Consider the following 18,033-nt stretch of genomic DNA (forward strand, 5'->3'; position numbering starts at 1 on the left):
TCCACCTTCAGGACATGCCACAATTGCGGTGGTGCGCGCCGCCGCCACGGTGGCAAAGCGGCGCGCCGTTTTTGCAGGAAGACACGCATGTCCGCATCGCTGAAGATTGGATTGATGGGTTACGGTTTCGCCGGCGCGACCTTTCACGCGCCGGTAATCGCGCACTGCGGCCGCGCGAGCGTTGCGGCCATCGCCACGAGCCAGCCCGAGCGCGCGCTCGCCGACTATCCGCACACGAAGGTGGTGGCCGACCTCGACGCGCTGCTCGCGCTCGACGACATCGACTGCGTCGTGATCGCCACGCCGAACGACACGCACTTCGAGCTGGCGCGGCGCACGCTGGAAGCGGGCAAACACGTGGTGGTCGACAAGCCGGTCACGCTGAATGCCGCCGACGCCCGCACGCTGGCCAACATCGCACTCGCCCGCTGCAAGCTCTTCATGCCGTTTCACAACCGTCGCTGGGACGGTGATTTTCTGACCGTGCGCGACCTGCTCGCGAGCGGCGAATTGGGACGGATCACGCAATACGAATCGCATTTCGACCGTTTCCGGCCGGAGGTGCGACAGCGTTGGCGTGAAGAAGCGTCGCGAGGCGGCGGTCTGCTGCTGGACCTGGGGCCGCATCTGGTCGACCAGGCGTTGGCCCTGTTCGGCACGCCGCAGAGCGTGTCGGCCACCGTGCGCACGCATCGCGACAATGCCAGCGCACCGGACTACGTGCATATCCAGCTCGGCTACAGTGAGTTCGAAGTGGTGTTGCACGCCAGCGCGTTGACCGCGCTGGTCGCGCCGCGCTTCTCGATCCACGGCACGCGCGGCAGCTATGTGAAAACCGGGCTCGACACGCAGGAAGATCAATTGAAAGCCGGCCTGCGGCCCGGCGACGAAGGCTTCGGCGCGGGCAATGCGGCCGGGTTGCTGCGCGTACTGGAAGGCGATCAGGAAGTCGAGCGCGAGCTGCCGACGCGTAATGGAGATTACGTTGGCTTCTATATCGCCGTGGCCGACGCCATCCAGAACGGCGTGAAGTTCCCGGTCAGCGCTCAGGACGCTGTGGACGTAATGACAATTATCGAACTCGCCGCCCGTAGCTCGGAAGAAGGCGTCCGGCTGCCGTTCGAGCGCGTTCGCTGAACTGTTTGCCCGCGCGTCGAAACGCCTTGTGTACCTAAAATGGCACTTGCCGCCTCCCGCGCGGGCCACGATCCTGACAGGCCCGAAAGGAACATAACGTTACAAATAAGAACGCGCCGCCGGTCAGCGCGCTCCGGCAGTCAGCCGTTGCTACCCAAGTAGCAAGACAAAACGACTATGACTTCCGGAGAGTTCATGCCCCGTACTATCCGCGCGCTCGCCGCGTGCGCCCTGCTCAGTTCGCTCGCCGCCTGTGTGGTGACGCCTCAACCCGCGCCGGCACCGCGCCCCAACCCGCAGCAGATCGCGGATCAGCGCCTGCGCCAGGTCGACGGCCGCATCGAGAATCTCAGCCGCCGTATCGACAATCGCGTGAATCAGGGCTATTACCCGCCTCCGCAAGGCGGCGCGCTGCACCATCGTCTCGATGTGATCCGTCAGGAAGCGCATGACATGGCCGCGCAACACGGCGGTGGCCTGTCCAGCGACGAACAGCGCGTGCTGAATCAGGAACTGGACAACGCGGCACACGCCATCGGCGAATAATCGCGCGCTCAGGCGCCGAAGCAGTGCAAGCGCGGGCATCGCGTCCCGCGCTTTTTTGGCGAGGGCAAGACGCCGCGTCAACCGCCGTGCCGCTCGCGGGCCTAGATTTGACAAGCCCCCGGCCCTCGCGTACATTCGCCGCACGCGTCGGGAGAGCGCGCTGGCCGCAGGAAACCGCAGGCCGCGCCGCCGAAGGGGCACACCCGCAAACTCTCAGGCAAAAGGACCGACCGCGTCGAAGAACCCGCGTTGAATCAAGCTCGACGCACCGGTTTTTCGCACTCTGGAGAGCGGCAGTAGCCGTCTGCGTCGTTATAAATCGAGCGGATCTGGCAGGCTGCCCACCGAAGGGGCGCGCGTTTCACCGTGACGAATTCACATTCTCACGGCAACGCAATCTCTCAGGTATCGAGGACAGAGGGGCCATGCAACGCATCGCTCGCAGCTAAAAGGCCGCGAGGCGTAGCGCCGCATGGCCTTTTTTGTTTCGCGAGATGCCCGAGGCCCCATGACCGAACTCAAACACACCCCGCTCAACGCCACCCATCGTGCGCTCAATGCCCGCATGGTCGATTTTGGCGGCTGGGACATGCCCGTCAACTACGGCTCGCAGATCGACGAACACCGCGCCGTGCGCACCGACGCCGGCATGTTCGACGTCTCGCACATGTGCGTCGTCGATTTCACCGGCGAGCGCGTGCGCGCCTTCTTCGAATATGCGCTGGCCAATAACGTCGCCAAGCTGCAAACGCCCGGCCGCGCGCTGTACTCCTGTCTGCTGAACCCGAACGGCGGCGTGATCGACGACCTGATCGTCTATTACTTCGGCGAAGATCACTTCCGCGTGGTCGTTAACGCCGGCACCGCCGATAAAGACATCGCCTGGTTCGGCCAGCTCAACGCCGAAGGCAGCTTCGGCCTGACCATCACGCCGCGCCGCGACTACGCGATCGTCGCCGTGCAAGGCCCGAATGCTCGCGAAAAAGTCTGGCAAACCGTGCCGGCCGCGCGCGCCGCCACCGAAGCGCTGAAGCCGTTCAACGCCGCCCGCATCGAAGACACGCCGTTCGGCGAATTGACCGTAGCCCGTACGGGCTATACCGGCGAAGACGGCTTCGAAATCATCGTCCCCGCAGATCACGTCGAAGCGCTGTGGAACGCGCTGCAGGCGCAAGGCGTGCGCCCGGCCGGACTCGGTGCGCGCGACACACTGCGCCTCGAAGCCGGCATGAACCTGTACGGCCAGGACATGGACGACAACGTCTCGCCGCTCGACGCCGGCCTCGCCTGGACGGTCGACCTCACCTCGCCGCGCGACTTCGTCGGCAAGGGCAAGCTGGAAGCGGACGGATCGCAGGCCGCGTTCGTCGGCCTGATCCTGCTGAAGGACAACGGCAAGGCAGCAGGCGTGCTGCGTGCTCATCAGAAAGTCGTCACGCCGCAAGGCGAAGGCGAAATCACCAGCGGCACGTTTTCCCCGACCATGCAGGAATCGATCGCCTTTGCGCGCGTGCCGAAAGGCGTGCAGCCGGGCGACACCGTTCACGTTCAAATTCGTGACAAGAACGTTCCCGCAAGCGTGGTAAAACTGCCGTTCGTGCGCAACGGCAAAGTGCTCGCGGTTTAAGCAAGCCGGCGCGTGCGCAAACCTTCACAAGAAAACGCCGGGCCGCCCCAAGTTTTCTTGTTCCCCTCGGGGGAACCTGGCGCGAAGCGACAGGTTTGGGGGCCCTTTAAGTCATTACCGAATCACACCGCATAGGAGCATCCGATGAGCATCCCGGCCGATCTGAAATACACCGAATCGCACGAGTGGGTCCGCACCGAAGCGGACGGCACGCTGACGGTCGGCATCACCGACCACGCGCAGGAAGCGCTCGGCGATATCGTCTTCTTCGAAGTCCAGGAACTGGGCAAAACCGTGACCGCTGGCGACACCGTCGCCGTGATCGAATCGGTGAAAGCCGCTTCCGATATCTACGCGCCGGTCTCGGGCGAAATCATCGAAGCGAACACGGCCGTGGCCGACACCCCGGATTCGGTCAACACCGCGCCGTACGAAAGCTGGCTCTTCAAGATCAAGCCGGCCGCGGACGCCACGCAAGACCGTCTGATCGACGCCGACGCGTACAGCAAGTCGATCGGCGCCTGATTCACCTTTACGTTTAACCCGATTGGTGCGGCGCGTCCCTCGCGCAGAGATAGCCGCACCGCCAGGAACACCCATGAAGCTCGAACACCCGGATCGTCTGATGAACCGCACTCCTCTCTCGCTCGCCGCGCTCGAAGTGCATGACGCCTTCGCCGAACGGCACATCGGCCCGGATGCGGCCGACCAGCACGCGATGCTCGAAGCCCTCGGCTTCGCGTCGCGCGCCGCGCTGATCGACGCCGTCATTCCGAAGACGATCCGCCGCACCGAAACGCTGCCGCTCGGCCCCTTCGCGCAACCGAAAAGCGAAGCCGAAGCGCTCGCCGCGCTGCGTGAACTCGCGGACAAGAACCAGGTGTTCCGCTCGTATATCGGGCAGGGCTATTACAACGCGCACACGCCGACGGTGATCCTGCGTAACGTGCTGGAAAATCCGGCGTGGTACACCGCGTACACGCCGTATCAGCCGGAAATCTCGCAAGGCCGTCTGGAAGCGCTGCTGAACTTCCAGCAGATGATCGTTGACTTGACGGGTCTGGCGATCTCGAATGCGTCGTTGCTCGACGAAGCAACCGCCGCCGCTGAAGCGATGACGCTGCTGCAGCGCATCGGCAAGCCGAAGTCGAACGTGTTCTTCGTGGCCGACGACGTGCTGCCGCAAACCATCGAAGTGGTGAAGACGCGCGCCACGCCGGTCGGCATCGAAGTGAAAGTGGGCCCGGCTGCGGAAGCGGCGAACGCGAATGCGTTCGGCGTGCTGCTGCAATACCCGGGCGTGAACGGCGACGTGCGCGACTATCGCGCGCTCGCCGAAGCGATCCATGCAGCGGGCGGCCACGTGGTGGTCGCCGCCGACCTGCTCGCGCTGACCGTGCTCACGCCGCCGGGCGAATGGGGCGCGGACGTGGCCGTGGGCAATACGCAGCGCTTTGGCGTGCCGGTCGGCTTCGGCGGCCCGCATGCGGCTTACCTCGCTGTGCGCGACGAATTCAAGCGTCAGATGCCGGGCCGCCTCGTCGGCGTGACCGTCGACGCACAAGGCAACCCCGCGCTGCGTCTCGCGCTGCAAACGCGCGAACAACATATCCGTCGCGAGAAGGCCACCTCGAACGTGTGTACCGCGCAAGCGCTGCTCGCGATCATGGCCAGCATGTACGCCGTCTATCACGGCCCGCACGGCCTGAAGACGATCGCGCTGCGCGTGAACCGGATCGCCGCGTTGCTGGCCGAAGGCGCGAAGCAACTCGGCTATACGCTCGTCAACGAAACCTTCTTCGACACGCTCACCTTCGAAACCGGCGCACGCACGCAAGCGCTGCATGACGCAGCGATTGCGAAGCGCATCAACCTGCGCCGCGTGAGCGATACGCAAGTCGGCCTGTCGATCGACGAAACCACCTCGCGCCGCGATCTGGCCGATCTGCTCGAAGTGTTCGCGCAAGCCGCGGGCGCGAAAGACATTCCGCAAGTCGACACGCTCGACGCAAAACTGGCCGCATCGAACACCGCATCCGTGCCGGCCGCGCTCGAACGCACCAGCGCGTACCTCACGCACCACGTGTTCAACCGTCATCATTCGGAAACGGAAATGCTGCGCTATCTGCGCAGCCTGTCCGACAAGGACCTTGCGCTCGATCGCTCGATGATCCCGCTCGGTTCGTGCACGATGAAGCTGAACGCGACTTCGGAAATGCTGCCGGTCACGTGGCCGGAATTCGGCCAGATCCATCCGTTCGCACCGGCGGAGCAAACCGTCGGCTACCGCGAAATGATCGATCAGCTCGAAGAAATGCTGGTCGCCGCCACCGGATACGCCGCCGTGTCGCTGCAGCCGAACGCCGGCTCGCAAGGTGAGTACGCGGGCCTCCTGATCATCCACGCCTACCACGCCTCGCGCGGCGAAGCCCATCGCAATGTCTGCCTGATTCCCGCTTCGGCGCACGGCACCAACCCGGCGTCGGCACAGATGGCAGGCATGCAGGTAGTCGTGGTTGCCTGCGACGCGCAAGGCAACGTCGATATCGAAGACCTGAAGAAGAAGGCCGATCAGCACGCCGACAAACTCGCGGCGATCATGATCACGTACCCGTCCACGCACGGCGTGTTCGAGCAGAACGTGCGTGAAATCTGCGAGATCGTGCACGCGCACGGCGGCCAGGTCTACGTGGACGGCGCGAACATGAACGCCATGGTCGGCCTCACCGCGCCGGGCCAGTTCGGCGGCGACGTGTCGCACCTGAACCTGCACAAGACGTTCTGCATTCCGCACGGCGGCGGCGGACCCGGCGTCGGTCCTGTCGCGGTCGGCGCGCACCTCGCGCAGTTCCTGCCGAACCAGATCTCGTCGGGCTATGAACGCGCGCCGAACGGCATTGGCGCAGTGTCCGGCGCACCGTACGGCTCGGCGTCGATCCTGCCGATCTCGTGGATGTATATCGCGATGATGGGCGCGAAGAACCTCACCGCCGCGACCGAAACCGCGATCCTCAACGCGAACTACGTCGCGAAGAAACTCGCGCCGCACTATCCGGTGCTGTATTCGGGCCCGGGCGGACTGGTCGCGCACGAGTGCATTCTCGATCTGCGTCCGATCAAGGAAACCAGCGGCATCACCGTCGACGACGTCGCCAAGCGTCTCGCCGACTACGGCTTCCATGCGCCGACCATGAGCTTCCCGGTGCCGGGCACGCTGATGGTCGAGCCGACCGAATCGGAATCGAAGGAAGAACTCGACCGTTTCATCGAAGCGATGATCGCGATCCGCGAGGAAATCCGCGCAGTCGAAGAGGGCCGCTCGGACCGCGAGGACAATCCGCTGAAGCACGCGCCGCACACGGCGGCGGTGGTCATCGCGAACGATTGGAAGCACGTGTATGCGCGCGAAACCGCAGCGTATCCGCTGCCCACGCTGATCGCGAAGAAGTATTGGCCGCCGGTCGGCCGCGCGGACAACGTGTACGGCGACCGCAATCTGTTCTGCTCCTGCGTGCCGATCGCCGACTACGAGTAAGCGGACCGCTGCCGCGCAGCGCCCGCTGTCTCGAAAAGAGGCGGCAGGGCGCTGCGCGGTTCTCTCCTGAGTTCTCTGTCGCTCCTGGCCGCAAACGGCTAACATCACACACCGAATCAGCCTAACGAGGAGTTTCGCATGGCGCGAAAGGTGCGATCGATGCAAAGCCGGACCGAACCAGGGCGAGCCCCCACGTGGCGGCAAACCTGCACACTGTTGCTGGCAGGCGCGGCCGTGCTGCTGCCGCTGGCGCAAGCGCAGGCCGCGATGAATTTCTGTGCGGCGCCCGCGTTGCAAACCAGTGAACGCACGAACGCCGATCCCGGCGTGAAAGCGCTGGTGAGCAACGTGCAGGCCCATCTGAACGACCAGCCGCATGCGCTGGCGAAACTGCATACCGAAGGCACGCTGCCGCACGAAGGCATTTACGACCAGAGCGTCGAAGCGGAGCAGGATCTCGATCTGATGCGCGACGCCGCGCTCGCCTGGCGCGCCACCAGCGACGACCGGTATCTGAAGCTCGTCGACCGCCTGCTGTTCGCGTGGGTCACGACGTATCAACCAAGCTTCAATCCCATCGACGAAACCCGCTTCGAAGGGCTGATTCTCGCGTACGACATGACAGCGAGCGCGTTGCCGGTTAAGACGCGCAATGCGTCGATGACGTTTCTCACGAAACTCGCGACCGGCTATATCGGGCAAATCGACGCGCAGCCGCGGCCGCTCAAAGGCACGTTCAAAAACAACTGGCAGAGCCATCGGGTCAAACTGATCGCCATGGCCGCGTTCACGCTCGATAACCGCAAGATGATCAACGCGGCCCAGCGTTTGTTCGTCGAGCATATCGGCGACAACATCGAACCGGATGGTTCGACGGTCGATTTCAGCGAGCGCGACGCGCTGCATTACGTCACCTACGATCTGCAGCCGCTCGTGACCGCGGCACTCGCCGCGCGCCGCCATAACCGCAACTGGCTGCCGGAGAAGGGCACGGACGGCGCTTCGCTGGAAGCCGCGCTGAACTGGCTCGCGCCATACGCGGCCGGCAACAAGACCCACGAAGAATTCGTGCATTCGAGCGTTCCGTTCGATGCAAAACGTCGCGAAGCCGGCTTGCCCGGCTATTCGGGTCAGTGGGACCCGAAGAACGCGACCGAACTGTTTCACCTGGCGGCACGCCTCGACGGGCGCTATACGCCGATCGCGCTACAGCTCGCACCCACGCCGCCTGCCTGGCTCGCCGTGTGTTTGCCGCTGCCGGCGCGATGAACCAACCATCTATCAGCAGGGAGCAGTAAATGGCAGTCAGCGTGTTCGATCTCTTCAAAATCGGCATTGGTCCGTCCAGTTCGCATACGGTCGGGCCGATGCGCGCGGCGCTGATGTTCGCTCAAGGGCTTGAACGCGATGGGCTGCTTGCTGCGACCGCATCGGTGAAGGTGGAGCTGTATGGCTCGCTCGGCGCGACAGGCAAGGGGCACGGCACCGATCGCGGCGTGATGCTCGGCCTGATGGGCGATGCGCCCGACACCGTGAACCCGGACACGATCGCCGAGCGGCTCGACAACGTGCGCGTGTCCCGCAAGCTGGCGCTGCTCGGCACGCACGAGGTGCCGTTCGTGCAGAAAGATCAGATTGCGTTTTATCGCCAGGCGCTGCCCGAGCATCCGAACGGTCTCAAGCTGCGCGCTTACGATGCGCAGGGTGAGACGTTGCGCGAGTCGACCTATCTGTCGGTGGGCGGCGGTTTCGTGGTGACGGCGGGTGCGCCGAACACGAAAGTGCTGAGCGCCGTCGATCAATTGCCGCACTCGTTTCGCAGCGGCAACGAGTTGCTTGCGCTGTGCGAATCGACTGGCAAAAGCATCGCTCAGTTAATGTGGGAAAACGAGCGCGTCTGGCATACGGAAGAAGAAACGCGCACCGGCCTGCTGAAGATCTGGGACGTAATGCAAGCGTGTGTCGCACGCGGTTGTGGCATCAACAACCCGGACGCCGACGGTAACTTGCCCGGCCCGTTCCAGGTGAAGCGCCGTGCGCCGCAGCTGTATCGCGCGCTGTCGGGCAATCCTGAACTGGCGCTGCGCGATCCGCTTTCCATGGTCGACTGGATCAATCTCTATGCGATCGCCGTCAACGAAGAAAACGCCGCCGGCGGACGTGTGGTCACCGCGCCGACCAACGGCGCGGCCGGCATCATCCCGGCAGTGCTGCATTACTACACGCGCTTCATGCCCGGCTCGAATCAGCAAGGCGTGATCGACTTCCTGATGACCGCGGCGGCGATCGGCATTCTGTACAAGCTGAACGCGTCGATTTCCGGCGCCGAAGTGGGTTGCCAGGGTGAAGTGGGCGTCGCCTGTTCGATGGCGGCGGGCGCACTCGCCGCGGTCATGGGCGGCACGCCCCGGCAGGTCGAGAACGCCGCGGAAATCGGCATGGAACACAACCTCGGCCTGACGTGCGATCCGGTCGGCGGCATGGTGCAGATTCCGTGTATCGAGCGCAATGCGATGGCATCGGTGAAAGCGGTCAATGCGGCGCGCATGGCGTTGCGCGGCGACGGCAGCCATTATGTGTCGCTCGATTCGGTGATCAAAACCATGCGTGAAACCGGCGCGGATATGAAGACCAAGTACAAGGAAACGTCGCGCGGCGGCCTGGCGGTGAATATCGTCGAGTGTTGAGTTCCGCGCTTCATTGCGCATGACGGCAATCACGCGGGCTCCCGGGCCCGCGTTTTTATTTGCGCGGCGCGCCATGCGCGAGCGCTGCGGTTGCGCTGCGCCGTGACAGCGCAGGCGCTGGCGGCGTAAGCTGTCGAAGCGCCACATCGGCCAGCGTCCGGTCGATGCTTGCATTCTCACATCGCACTCATGCACTGCCTGGAGGCTTCATCGCAATGTCGCAGCCGAATGCTCCCGTTTCAGTTTCCGGTTCCTCCGCCGTTCAAACCACCGGCGCGCGTCTTGTCGTCGATGCTTTGCTGACGCACGGTGTCGAACGTGTTTTCTGCGTCCCCGGCGAAAGCTTTCTCGCCGTGCTGGATTCGCTGCACGACGAAACCGAACAGATCCAGACCATCGTGTGCCGTCACGAAGCGGCCGCGGCGAATATGGCCGAGGCCGTCGGCAAATTGACAGGCCGGCCCGGCGTCGCGCTGGTCACGCGCGGGCCGGGCGCCACGCACGCGTCGATCGGCGTGCACACCGCGTTTCAGGATTCCACGCCGATGATCCTGCTGATCGGCCAATGCGCACGCGAGCATCTCGACCGCGAGGCGTTTCAGGAGATCGACTATCGGCGCATGTTCGGTCAGATGGCGAAATGGGTCGCGCAAATCGACGATCCCAAACGCATTCCCGAGTATCTGAGCCATGCGTTTCACACAGCGACGTCCGGACGGCCTGGTCCCGTCGTATTGTCGCTGCCGGAAGACGTGTTGAGCGACGCATGCGACGCCGTAGCAGGGGCGCCGGCGTATCAACGCGTCGCGGCGTCACCTTCGGCGGCGCAGATCGAGAAATTGCGCGCGTTGCTCGAAGGCGCACAACGGCCGATGGTGATCGCGGGCGGCAGCGGCTGGACGCCTGCTGCGTGCGCGGACTTTCAACGCTTCGTCGAGAATTGGCAACTGCCGGTCGGCCTCGCGTTCCGCTATCAGGACACGCTCGACAACGAGCATCCCAACTATGCCGGCGATGTCGGCCTCGGCATCAATCCTGCGCTCGCGCAACGTATCCGCGACGCCGACGTATTGCTCGCGATCGGACCTCGTTTAGGCGAAGCGACGACGAACGGCTACACGCTGCTCGACATTCCAAAAACGAAGCAGACGCTCGTGCATGTGCATCAAGGCGCGGAGGAGTTGGGACGCGTGTATGCGGCGGATCTGCCGATCGTCTCCGGCATGCCGGAGCTGGCGGCAATGCTTGCGGAGTTGGAGCCTTCGTCCGAGCAACTTGCCTGGTCCGGCGCCGCGAGCGAGGCGCATCAGGCGTATCTCGACTGGCGCAAACCGCGCCAGATTCCCGGCGACGTGCAGATGGGCGAAGTGATCCAGCAGTTGCGCGCGCATCTACCGGACGACGCGATTCTCACCAACGGCGCGGGCAATTACGCGACGTGGCTGCATCGGCACTTCTCGTATCGCCATTTCCGTTCGCAACTCGCGCCGACGAGCGGCGCGATGGGTTATGGCGTGCCGGCGGCGATCGCGGCGAAGTCGATGTATCCGCAACGCGCTGTCGTCGCGCTGGCTGGCGACGGCTGCTTCATGATGTCCGCGCAAGAACTCGCGACGGCGATGCAATATGACCTGCACGTGCTTTTCATCGTGGTGAATAACAGCCAGTTCGGCACGATCCGGATGCATCAGGAGCGGCATTATCCGAATCGCGTGCACGGCACCGGACTCACCAATCCGGATTTCGCGGCGTTCGCTCGCTCGTTCGGCGCGCATGGCGAGACGGTGGAGCGGACTGAAGATTTTCTGCCTGCGCTGATGCGTGCGATGGAGGTGAAGCGCGCCGCGGTGATCGAAATTCGTATGCCGCAGGAAGCGAGCACGCCGGGGGCGACGCTGGAGCAGATTCGCGAGCAGGGGAGGAAGTTGCGGGGGGAATCGACGTAAGCGCTCGCTAGTTACTGACGGGAATCTGGCTTAAGGGTGAGGGTGAGCGCGAACTCACCCTTCCTGGACACCCTCAGTAAGCCGCTGGCCTCATCGTGCTGTAGGCGCGCAGCAGCTACGCATAGACCACTGACAGCGCGCCGAGTTCTCTCATCAGCTCAGGCTTACGCGACTCAACGACGTCCGCGTGAATCTGATAGATCACCGATTTGATGACTTCCGTCTGACTCAATGTCGTGTCGTGCATCAATGTCTTCATACCCTCGACAATACGCGGCGTCACTTTCATGGAAAGCCGACGACGTGCCGCGCCACGGCGCTCCTTGAAACGTTCAGACGTCGCGCGATGCGCCTTGATCAGCCTGGCACGTGGGAACTCGCCGGATGCAAACCGATGCAGGTAAAGGATCATTAACACTTTGCGAAATTCGGTTGAGCTCGTGCTGTCGACGATAAACGCGGCAAGGTCGAGCACATCCAGATAAATCGCCGGCAGTTGCGCCTCGATCGGCTTGACCTCTTTGCGGCGCGCTTCTCGAATGGCCGGCGTCGATTGCGCGGGAACAGCCGCTACTTCACCGCACACGTCGCACACTGCCGCGAGAATATTCTTCACCTCACATTTGCCATCGCTAAACGGTACGTCGCGCCGCGCAAATGTTGTGCTCACGAGTTGTCCGCAGTGGTCGCAGACCGCCTTGCTTTTCTCACCCTCTTCGTACAGTTTTATCTTCATGGCTTTACTCACTGATGCACGCTAATGAACACGGTGTCTGGATCGCTCACAAAGTAAAACTTCACGTACCAGCCGCCCGTCGCGATCACATGCACATCGATTGAGTCAACGCGATGGTGCGGCGACGCGCTGTATTGCGTGCCATTGCTTCGGGCAACGAGGACCTCGACGAACTCGGCGGTCACCTGCCCCGTCGCCAGAAGATTTTTTACGTTAATGTCGGACCTTCCTTCGTGCTGGAACCGGCCCGATTGGAGCGCTGCAATAACCGCTCGTTTCACCTGTTTGTACTTGTTTGATACTGACAATCTCACCTCCCATTATACGATAACTCTCGTATTTAAAACACAATGGAGATCGCTCGCCACTGCCGGGAAATTGTCGACCAATTCTTTTTCGGGAGAAGGCCAGGCAGGCGGGTATCAGCAAGCTTGACGAATCGTCCGGCCAAAAAAAACCCCGCCGAAGCGGGGTTTCCTTCACAGCATCAAACCAGGCAGCGGCTTACTTCCCACCCACGCTTTGCAGCGTCGTCCACTTGCCGTCGACAACCTTGTACAGCGTGATGCCACCGTTCTTCAGGTCGCCCTTGCTGTCGTACGCGAGGTTCGACGACGTCACTGCCGGCATCGAGGTCTTCGCGAGCATCGGCAGATACTTGGCCGGATCGGTCGAGTTCGCCTTCTTCATTGCGTCGAACATGGCCATTGCGCCGTCGTAAGCGTACGGCGAGTACGTTTGCACGTCTTCGTTGAAACGCTTCTTGTACTTCGCGACGTAGTCCTTGCCGCCCGGCATTTCTTCCAGCGGCAGGCCGGCCAGCGAAGCCACCGTGCCGTTCGCCGCGTCACCCGCGATCTGGATGAACGTCGGCGTGTGGACCATTTCGCCGCCCATCAGCGGCGCCTTGATGCCCAGTGCCTTCATCTGCTTGACCATCGGTGCCGCTTGCGAATCCGCGCCGCCGTAATAGATCAGGTCCGGTTGAACAGCCTTCAGCTTGGTCAGGATCGACTTGAAGTCGACTGCCTTGTCGTTCGTGTACTCACGATCGACGATCTGGCCGCCCGCTGCCTTCGCTGCCTTTTCGAACTGATCGGCCAGACCTTGGCCGTAAGCCGTGCGGTCGTCGACGATCACGATCTTCTTCATGCCCAAGGTCTTCACCGCGAACGTGCCGGCGACCGAACCTTGCTGCGTGTCGGACGTCATCATACGGAACGTGGTCTTGAAACCTTGTTGCGTGTATTCCGGCGCCGTCGCCATGGCGATTTCGGGGATGCCCGCGTTCGCGTAAATGCGCGAAGCCGGGATCGTGGTACCCGAGTTGAAGTGGCCGAGCATGCCCTTGATGCCGTCATCCACCAGCTTTTGCGCAACGGTCGTACCCGTACGCGGGTCGGCCTGGTCGTCGGCCGAGTCCAGCACGAAGCGAACTTGCTTGCCGCCGATCACCGGCTTGGTCGCGTTCATGTCTTCCACTGCCAGCGTGATGCCGTTCTGGAAGTCCTTGCCGTAGTGCGCCTGCGCGCCAGTCATCGGGCCGGCAAAGCCGACCTTCACGTCTTCCGTCGATTGAGCGTTGGCCGTCCCCGCCAGCGACATCGCCGCAACCAGTGCAGCGCCTGCCAGCTGTTTCATCTTGTGTTGCATAGCTTCTCCTTGGTACCAGGTGTGGATGGAGCGGTTTCGGGGTCGCCGTACCGCTTCCGTTTTATTGAGTGATCAGAGAGGTTCGCTCAACCGATCGTCATCAAATTCGCATTACCGCCTGCAGCTGCCGTATTCACGCTGACCGAGCGTTCCGTCAACAGACGCTCGAGCGCGTAATCCTCGTCGCCGCTTTCCAGCGCGCGAGACGCGACGCCCTGCACCGACACGATCGGGCCCGCGCGCTTCGCGACTTCCTTCACCAGCGCCAGCAGTTCGTCGCTATCGCCTTCGAACAGCACGGCGTCGAACGGCGTATCCGCGCTCTTCTTCACGCTTGCATGCGACTTCAGCGAGGCGGGCAACTGCGACACCAATTGTTCCCCAGCCGCGCCTTCGAACAACGCGCGATTTCCCGTAGCCAGCGCCGCGGCGAACTGCACGCGCGCACCGCTTGCCGTCGACGCGACACACAGCACCGTGCCGCGCGCGCCCAGCGTGTACGTATTGCGCTCGCCGGTCGGTCCCGACAATACCGCCGTGGCGCCCGCCGGCACATGCGACAGATAGCCGTCGCAGCGCGCGGCCAGTTGCGGCTCGCGCTCGGTGATCAGCCAGTCACGATAAGCCGTCAACGCAGCGGACGGATTGTCGCCGTTTTCGGCAGCGCGCGGTACATCCACGACCAACGCATGCGCGAGCGACTTCGGCAAACCTGCCGGACGCGTGGCGAGGAGGCGCTGCAGATACAGCGCGCCGCCCGCTTTCGGCCCCGTGCCCGACAGACCTTCGCCGCCGAACGGCTGCACGCCGACCACCGCGCCGATCACGTTGCGGTTCACGTAGATGTTGCCCACGTGCGCGCGGCTGATCACATGCGCGATCGTTTCGTCGATCCGCGTATGAATGCCGAGCGTCAGGCCGTAACCGGTCGCGCGGATCTGCTCGAGCAGTTTGTCCAGCTGGCTGCGGCGGTAACGCACCACGTGCAGCACCGGACCGAACACCTCACGCTTCAATTCGTCGATGCTGTCGAGCTCGATCAGCGTCGGCGGCACGAAGGTGCCTTGCGCGCAACCGTCCGGCATCGGCAGTTGCTCGACCTTGCGGCCTTTCTCGCGCATCGCCGCGACGTGAGCGTCGATACCGCGCTTCGCGTCGAGGTCGATCACCGGACCGACGTCGATCGACAGACGGTCCGGATTGCCCACGGCGAGTTCGCGCATCGCGCCCGTCAGCATCTCCAGCGTGCGGCCCGCAACATCGTCCTGCAGACAAAGAACGCGCAACGCGGAACACCGTTGACCTGCGGAGTCGAACGACGATTGCAGCACGTCCGCCACCACCTGTTCGGCGAGCGCCGACGAGTCGACGATCATCGCGTTCTGGCCGCCCGTTTCGGCGATCAGCGGAATCGGCTTGCCGTCCGGATCGAGGCGGCTCGACAGCGTCTTGTTGATCAGACGCGCGACTTCGGTCGAGCCGGTGAACATCACGGCGCGGGTTCGCGGATCGGCCACCAACGCGGCGCCGACCGTTTCGCCGTTGCCCGGCAGCAGTTGCACCGCGCCAGCCGGCACGCCGGCTTCGCGCAGAATGCGCACGGCTTGCGCGGCGATCAGCGGCGTCTGTTCAGCCGGCTTCGCGAGCACGGTGTTGCCGGCTGCAAGCGCAGCGGCCACCTGGCCCATGAAAATCGCCAGCGGGAAGTTCCACGGGCTGATACACACCACCGGACCGAGCGGACGATGCGTGTCGTTGGAGAACTCGTCGCGAATCTGCGTGGAGTAGTAACGCAGGAAGTCGATCGCTTCGCGGATCTCCGCGACAGCGTTCGCCAGCGACTTGCCGGCTTCACGCACCACGAGGCCCATCAGCGTATGCATCTGCGCTTCGAGCAGATCGGCGGCACGTGCGAGGCAATCGGCGCGCGCATCGACCGGCGTGGCTTGCCAGATCGGCGCGGCGGCGACTGCGTGCGCCAAAGCAGCGCTTACGTGCTCCGCCGTTGCTTCGACGACCGTGCCGACGAGGTCGCGATGATCGGCCGGATTGCGCACGTCGCGCGCGAGGCCCACGGCGATCTCGTTGTCTTCGAGCATCGGCGCGGCGCGCCACGGATGATGCGCGCTCGCCAGCAACGCCGACGACAGCGACGCCAGACGATGCTCGTTCGACAGGTCGAGGCCCATCGAGTTGAGGCGCTCCGAACCGTACAGATGGCGCGGCAGCGGAATCTTCGCGTGCGGCGCGCCGAGCGGGACGATCTTCGAGGCTTCGTCGACCGGGTCGGCGATCAGGTCCTTGATTGCGACGGTTTCGTCGGCAATACGATTCACGAACGACGTGTTCGCGCCGTTTTCCAGCAGACGGCGCACGAGATAAGCGAGCAGCGTTTCGTGCGTGCCGACCGGCGCGTACACACGGCACGGACGGTTCAGCTTGTCACGGCCGGTGACTTCTTCATACAGCGGTTCGCCCATGCCGTGCAGGCACTGGAACTCGTACTGGCCGGGATAGTAGTTGTTGCCCGCGAGGTGATAGATCGCCGACAGCGTGTGCGCGTTGTGCGTGGCGAACTGCGGATAGACCGCGTCGGGCGCGCTGAGCAGCTTCTTCGCGCAGGCGAGGTACGACACGTCCGTGTAGATCTTGCGCGTGTAGACCGGATAGCCTTCGAGGCCGTCCACTTGCGCGCGCTTGATTTCGGTGTCCCAGTACGCGCCCTTCACGAGGCGCACCATGATGCGGTGACGGCTGCGGCGCGCCAGATCGATCAGGTATTCGATCACGAACGGGCAGCGCTTCTGATACGCCTGCACCACGAAGCCGATGCCATTCCAGCCGGCCAGCTCCGGATCGAAGCACAGCGCTTCGAGCAGATCGAGCGAGATTTCGAGGCGGTCGGCTTCTTCCGCGTCGATGTTCAGGCCGATGTCGTAGCGGCGCGCGAGGATCGCGAGCGAGCGCACGCGCGGCAGCAGTTCGCTCATCGTGCGTTCCTGCTGCGAACGCGAGTAGCGTGCGTGCAGCGCGGAGAGCTTGATCGAGATACCCGGGCCTTCGTAGATGCCACGTCCGCCGGCGGCCTTGCCGATCGCGTGGATCGCCTGTTCGTACGACGCGTAGTAGCGCTGCGCGTCGGCTTCGGTGGTGGCCGCTTCGCCGAGCATGTCGTACGAGTAGCGGAAGCCGCGTGCTTCGTATTTGCGGCTGTTGGCGAGCGCCTCGGAGATGTTCTCGCCCGTGACGAACTGCTCGCCCATCAGGCGCATCGCCATGTCCACGCCCTTGCGGATCAGCGGTTCGCCGCCCTTGCCGATCAAACGCGTGAGCGCCGACGAGAGGCTCGTTTCGCTATTGGTCGTCACCAGCTTGCCGGTAATCATCAAGCCCCAGGTCGCGGCGTTGACGAACATCGACGGCGCCTGGCCCATGTGCGATTTCCAGTCGCCCTTGCTGATTTTGTCGCGGATCAGCGCGTCGCGCGTGGCGCGATCGGGAATACGCAGCAGCGCTTCAGCGAGACACATCAGCGCCACGCCTTCCTGGCTCGAGAGCGAGAACTCGTGGATCAGACCTTCGACGCCACCGCCCTTGCTCTTGCTGCGCAGCGTTTCGACGAGCTTGCCGGCCATGGCCTGCACGTCGCCCGCGAGGTTGGCCGGCAAACGCGCCTGACCGAGCAGGAACGGCAGGCATTCCGGCTCCGGACGACGGTACGCCGCCGTGATCGCGGCGCGCAGCACCGACTGCGGTTGGACGTTCTGCGCGAAATCGAGGAAGGGGTGCGATGCACCGTCTTCCTCGTGCTCGACCGCAGAGCCGTCGGTCAGATCGGCCGAGCCCGCCACGCCCGACAGTTCGGGCGGCAGTTGACCGTGCTCGATCTTTTCGAGGTACGCGAAGATGGCCTGCTTGATGAGCCAGTGCGGAGTGCGTTCGAGACGAGTGGCGGCATCTTTCAGCCGGGAACGCAGGAGGTCGTCGACCTTAACGCCAAGGGTGGTGCTAGCCATGTTTCCTTCTTCGGAGACCAGACGAATGCGCTGGCAAAAAGACTAAAAGTTGGGCGAATCGTACGCCTCCCAATAAAAAGGTGCAACCATCTCGGGTGCGCGGTTGCACCCTGCCATGAGCCTTATGTGACGGGGGTTTGCGCGCAATGG

At 63.6% G+C, this 18,033-nt stretch carries 12 protein-coding genes and 2 riboswitches; of the genes, 8 read left to right on the forward strand and 4 right to left on the reverse strand.

Annotated features, from left to right (window positions below; genetic code table 11):
- Window positions 1-87 precede the first annotated feature (87 nt).
- The 8 genes from P0D70_RS01105 to P0D70_RS01140 all read left to right on the forward strand — a co-directional run bounded on the left by P0D70_RS01105 (window position 88) and on the right by P0D70_RS01140 (window position 11,478).
- Entirely contained in the window at window positions 88-1,137 is a 1,050-nt protein-coding gene (locus P0D70_RS01105) for an oxidoreductase (RefSeq protein WP_408181674.1), read from the forward strand.
- A 195-nt stretch (window positions 1,138-1,332) separates the two neighbouring features.
- Window positions 1,333-1,683 carry a YdgH/BhsA/McbA family protein gene (locus P0D70_RS01110; protein ID WP_091797901.1) on the forward strand — a complete coding sequence of 117 codons (351 nt, stop codon included), beginning with the start codon at window positions 1,333-1,335 and terminating at the stop codon, window positions 1,681-1,683.
- A 147-nt stretch (window positions 1,684-1,830) separates the two neighbouring features.
- Window positions 1,831-1,913: riboswitch (glycine riboswitch) on the forward strand.
- Window positions 1,914-1,956: 43 nt separating this feature from the next.
- A riboswitch (glycine riboswitch) is annotated at window positions 1,957-2,111 on the forward strand.
- A gap of 80 nt (window positions 2,112-2,191) precedes the next feature.
- Window positions 2,192-3,310: a glycine cleavage system aminomethyltransferase GcvT gene (gene gcvT / locus P0D70_RS01115; RefSeq protein ID WP_091797898.1), complete on the forward strand. Its 1,119-nt coding sequence runs from the start codon at window positions 2,192-2,194 to the stop codon at window positions 3,308-3,310.
- Between the two features lie 144 nt (window positions 3,311-3,454).
- A complete protein-coding gene (gene gcvH, locus P0D70_RS01120; RefSeq protein ID WP_408181677.1) occupies window positions 3,455-3,835 on the forward strand; it encodes a glycine cleavage system protein GcvH in 381 nt (126 codons plus the stop codon).
- A gap of 73 nt (window positions 3,836-3,908) precedes the next feature.
- On the forward strand, window positions 3,909-6,845 hold the full coding sequence (gene gcvP, locus P0D70_RS01125) for an aminomethyl-transferring glycine dehydrogenase (protein ID WP_408181679.1): 2,937 nt from the start codon (window positions 3,909-3,911) through the stop codon (window positions 6,843-6,845).
- A gap of 159 nt (window positions 6,846-7,004) precedes the next feature.
- Window positions 7,005-8,114, forward strand: coding sequence for an alginate lyase family protein (locus P0D70_RS01130; protein ID WP_408181681.1), 1,110 nt, complete (start codon window positions 7,005-7,007; stop codon window positions 8,112-8,114).
- A 29-nt stretch (window positions 8,115-8,143) separates the two neighbouring features.
- Window positions 8,144-9,532, forward strand: a complete 1,389-nt coding sequence (locus tag P0D70_RS01135) for an L-serine ammonia-lyase (RefSeq protein WP_408181684.1) — start codon at window positions 8,144-8,146, stop codon at window positions 9,530-9,532.
- 215 nt (window positions 9,533-9,747) lie between these two features.
- Window positions 9,748-11,478, forward strand: coding sequence for a thiamine pyrophosphate-binding protein (locus P0D70_RS01140; RefSeq protein WP_408181687.1), 1,731 nt, complete (start codon window positions 9,748-9,750; stop codon window positions 11,476-11,478).
- 115 nt (window positions 11,479-11,593) lie between these two features.
- Here P0D70_RS01140 and P0D70_RS01145 read toward each other — a convergent pair whose 3' ends face one another.
- The 4 genes from P0D70_RS01145 to putA form a co-directional block, all read right to left on the reverse strand.
- On the reverse strand, window positions 11,594-12,226 hold the full coding sequence (locus tag P0D70_RS01145; RefSeq protein ID WP_408181690.1) for a hypothetical protein: 633 nt from the start codon (window positions 12,224-12,226) through the stop codon (window positions 11,594-11,596).
- On the reverse strand, window positions 12,223-12,522 hold the full coding sequence (locus P0D70_RS01150; protein WP_408181692.1) for a hypothetical protein: 300 nt from the start codon (window positions 12,520-12,522) through the stop codon (window positions 12,223-12,225). Before P0D70_RS01150 ends, P0D70_RS01145 begins: the two co-directional genes overlap by 4 nt.
- 196 nt (window positions 12,523-12,718) lie before the next feature.
- A complete protein-coding gene (locus P0D70_RS01155) occupies window positions 12,719-13,867 on the reverse strand; it encodes a branched-chain amino acid ABC transporter substrate-binding protein (RefSeq protein ID WP_091797879.1) in 1,149 nt (382 codons plus the stop codon).
- 86 nt (window positions 13,868-13,953) lie between these two features.
- A complete protein-coding gene (gene putA / locus P0D70_RS01160) occupies window positions 13,954-17,883 on the reverse strand; it encodes a trifunctional transcriptional regulator/proline dehydrogenase/L-glutamate gamma-semialdehyde dehydrogenase (RefSeq protein ID WP_408181695.1) in 3,930 nt (1,309 codons plus the stop codon).
- Window positions 17,884-18,033: the final 150 nt, after the last annotated feature.

Source organism: Paraburkholderia sp. RL17-381-BIF-C (assembly GCF_046026435.1).
In the GTDB taxonomy this organism is placed as follows: domain Bacteria; phylum Pseudomonadota; class Gammaproteobacteria; order Burkholderiales; family Burkholderiaceae; genus Paraburkholderia.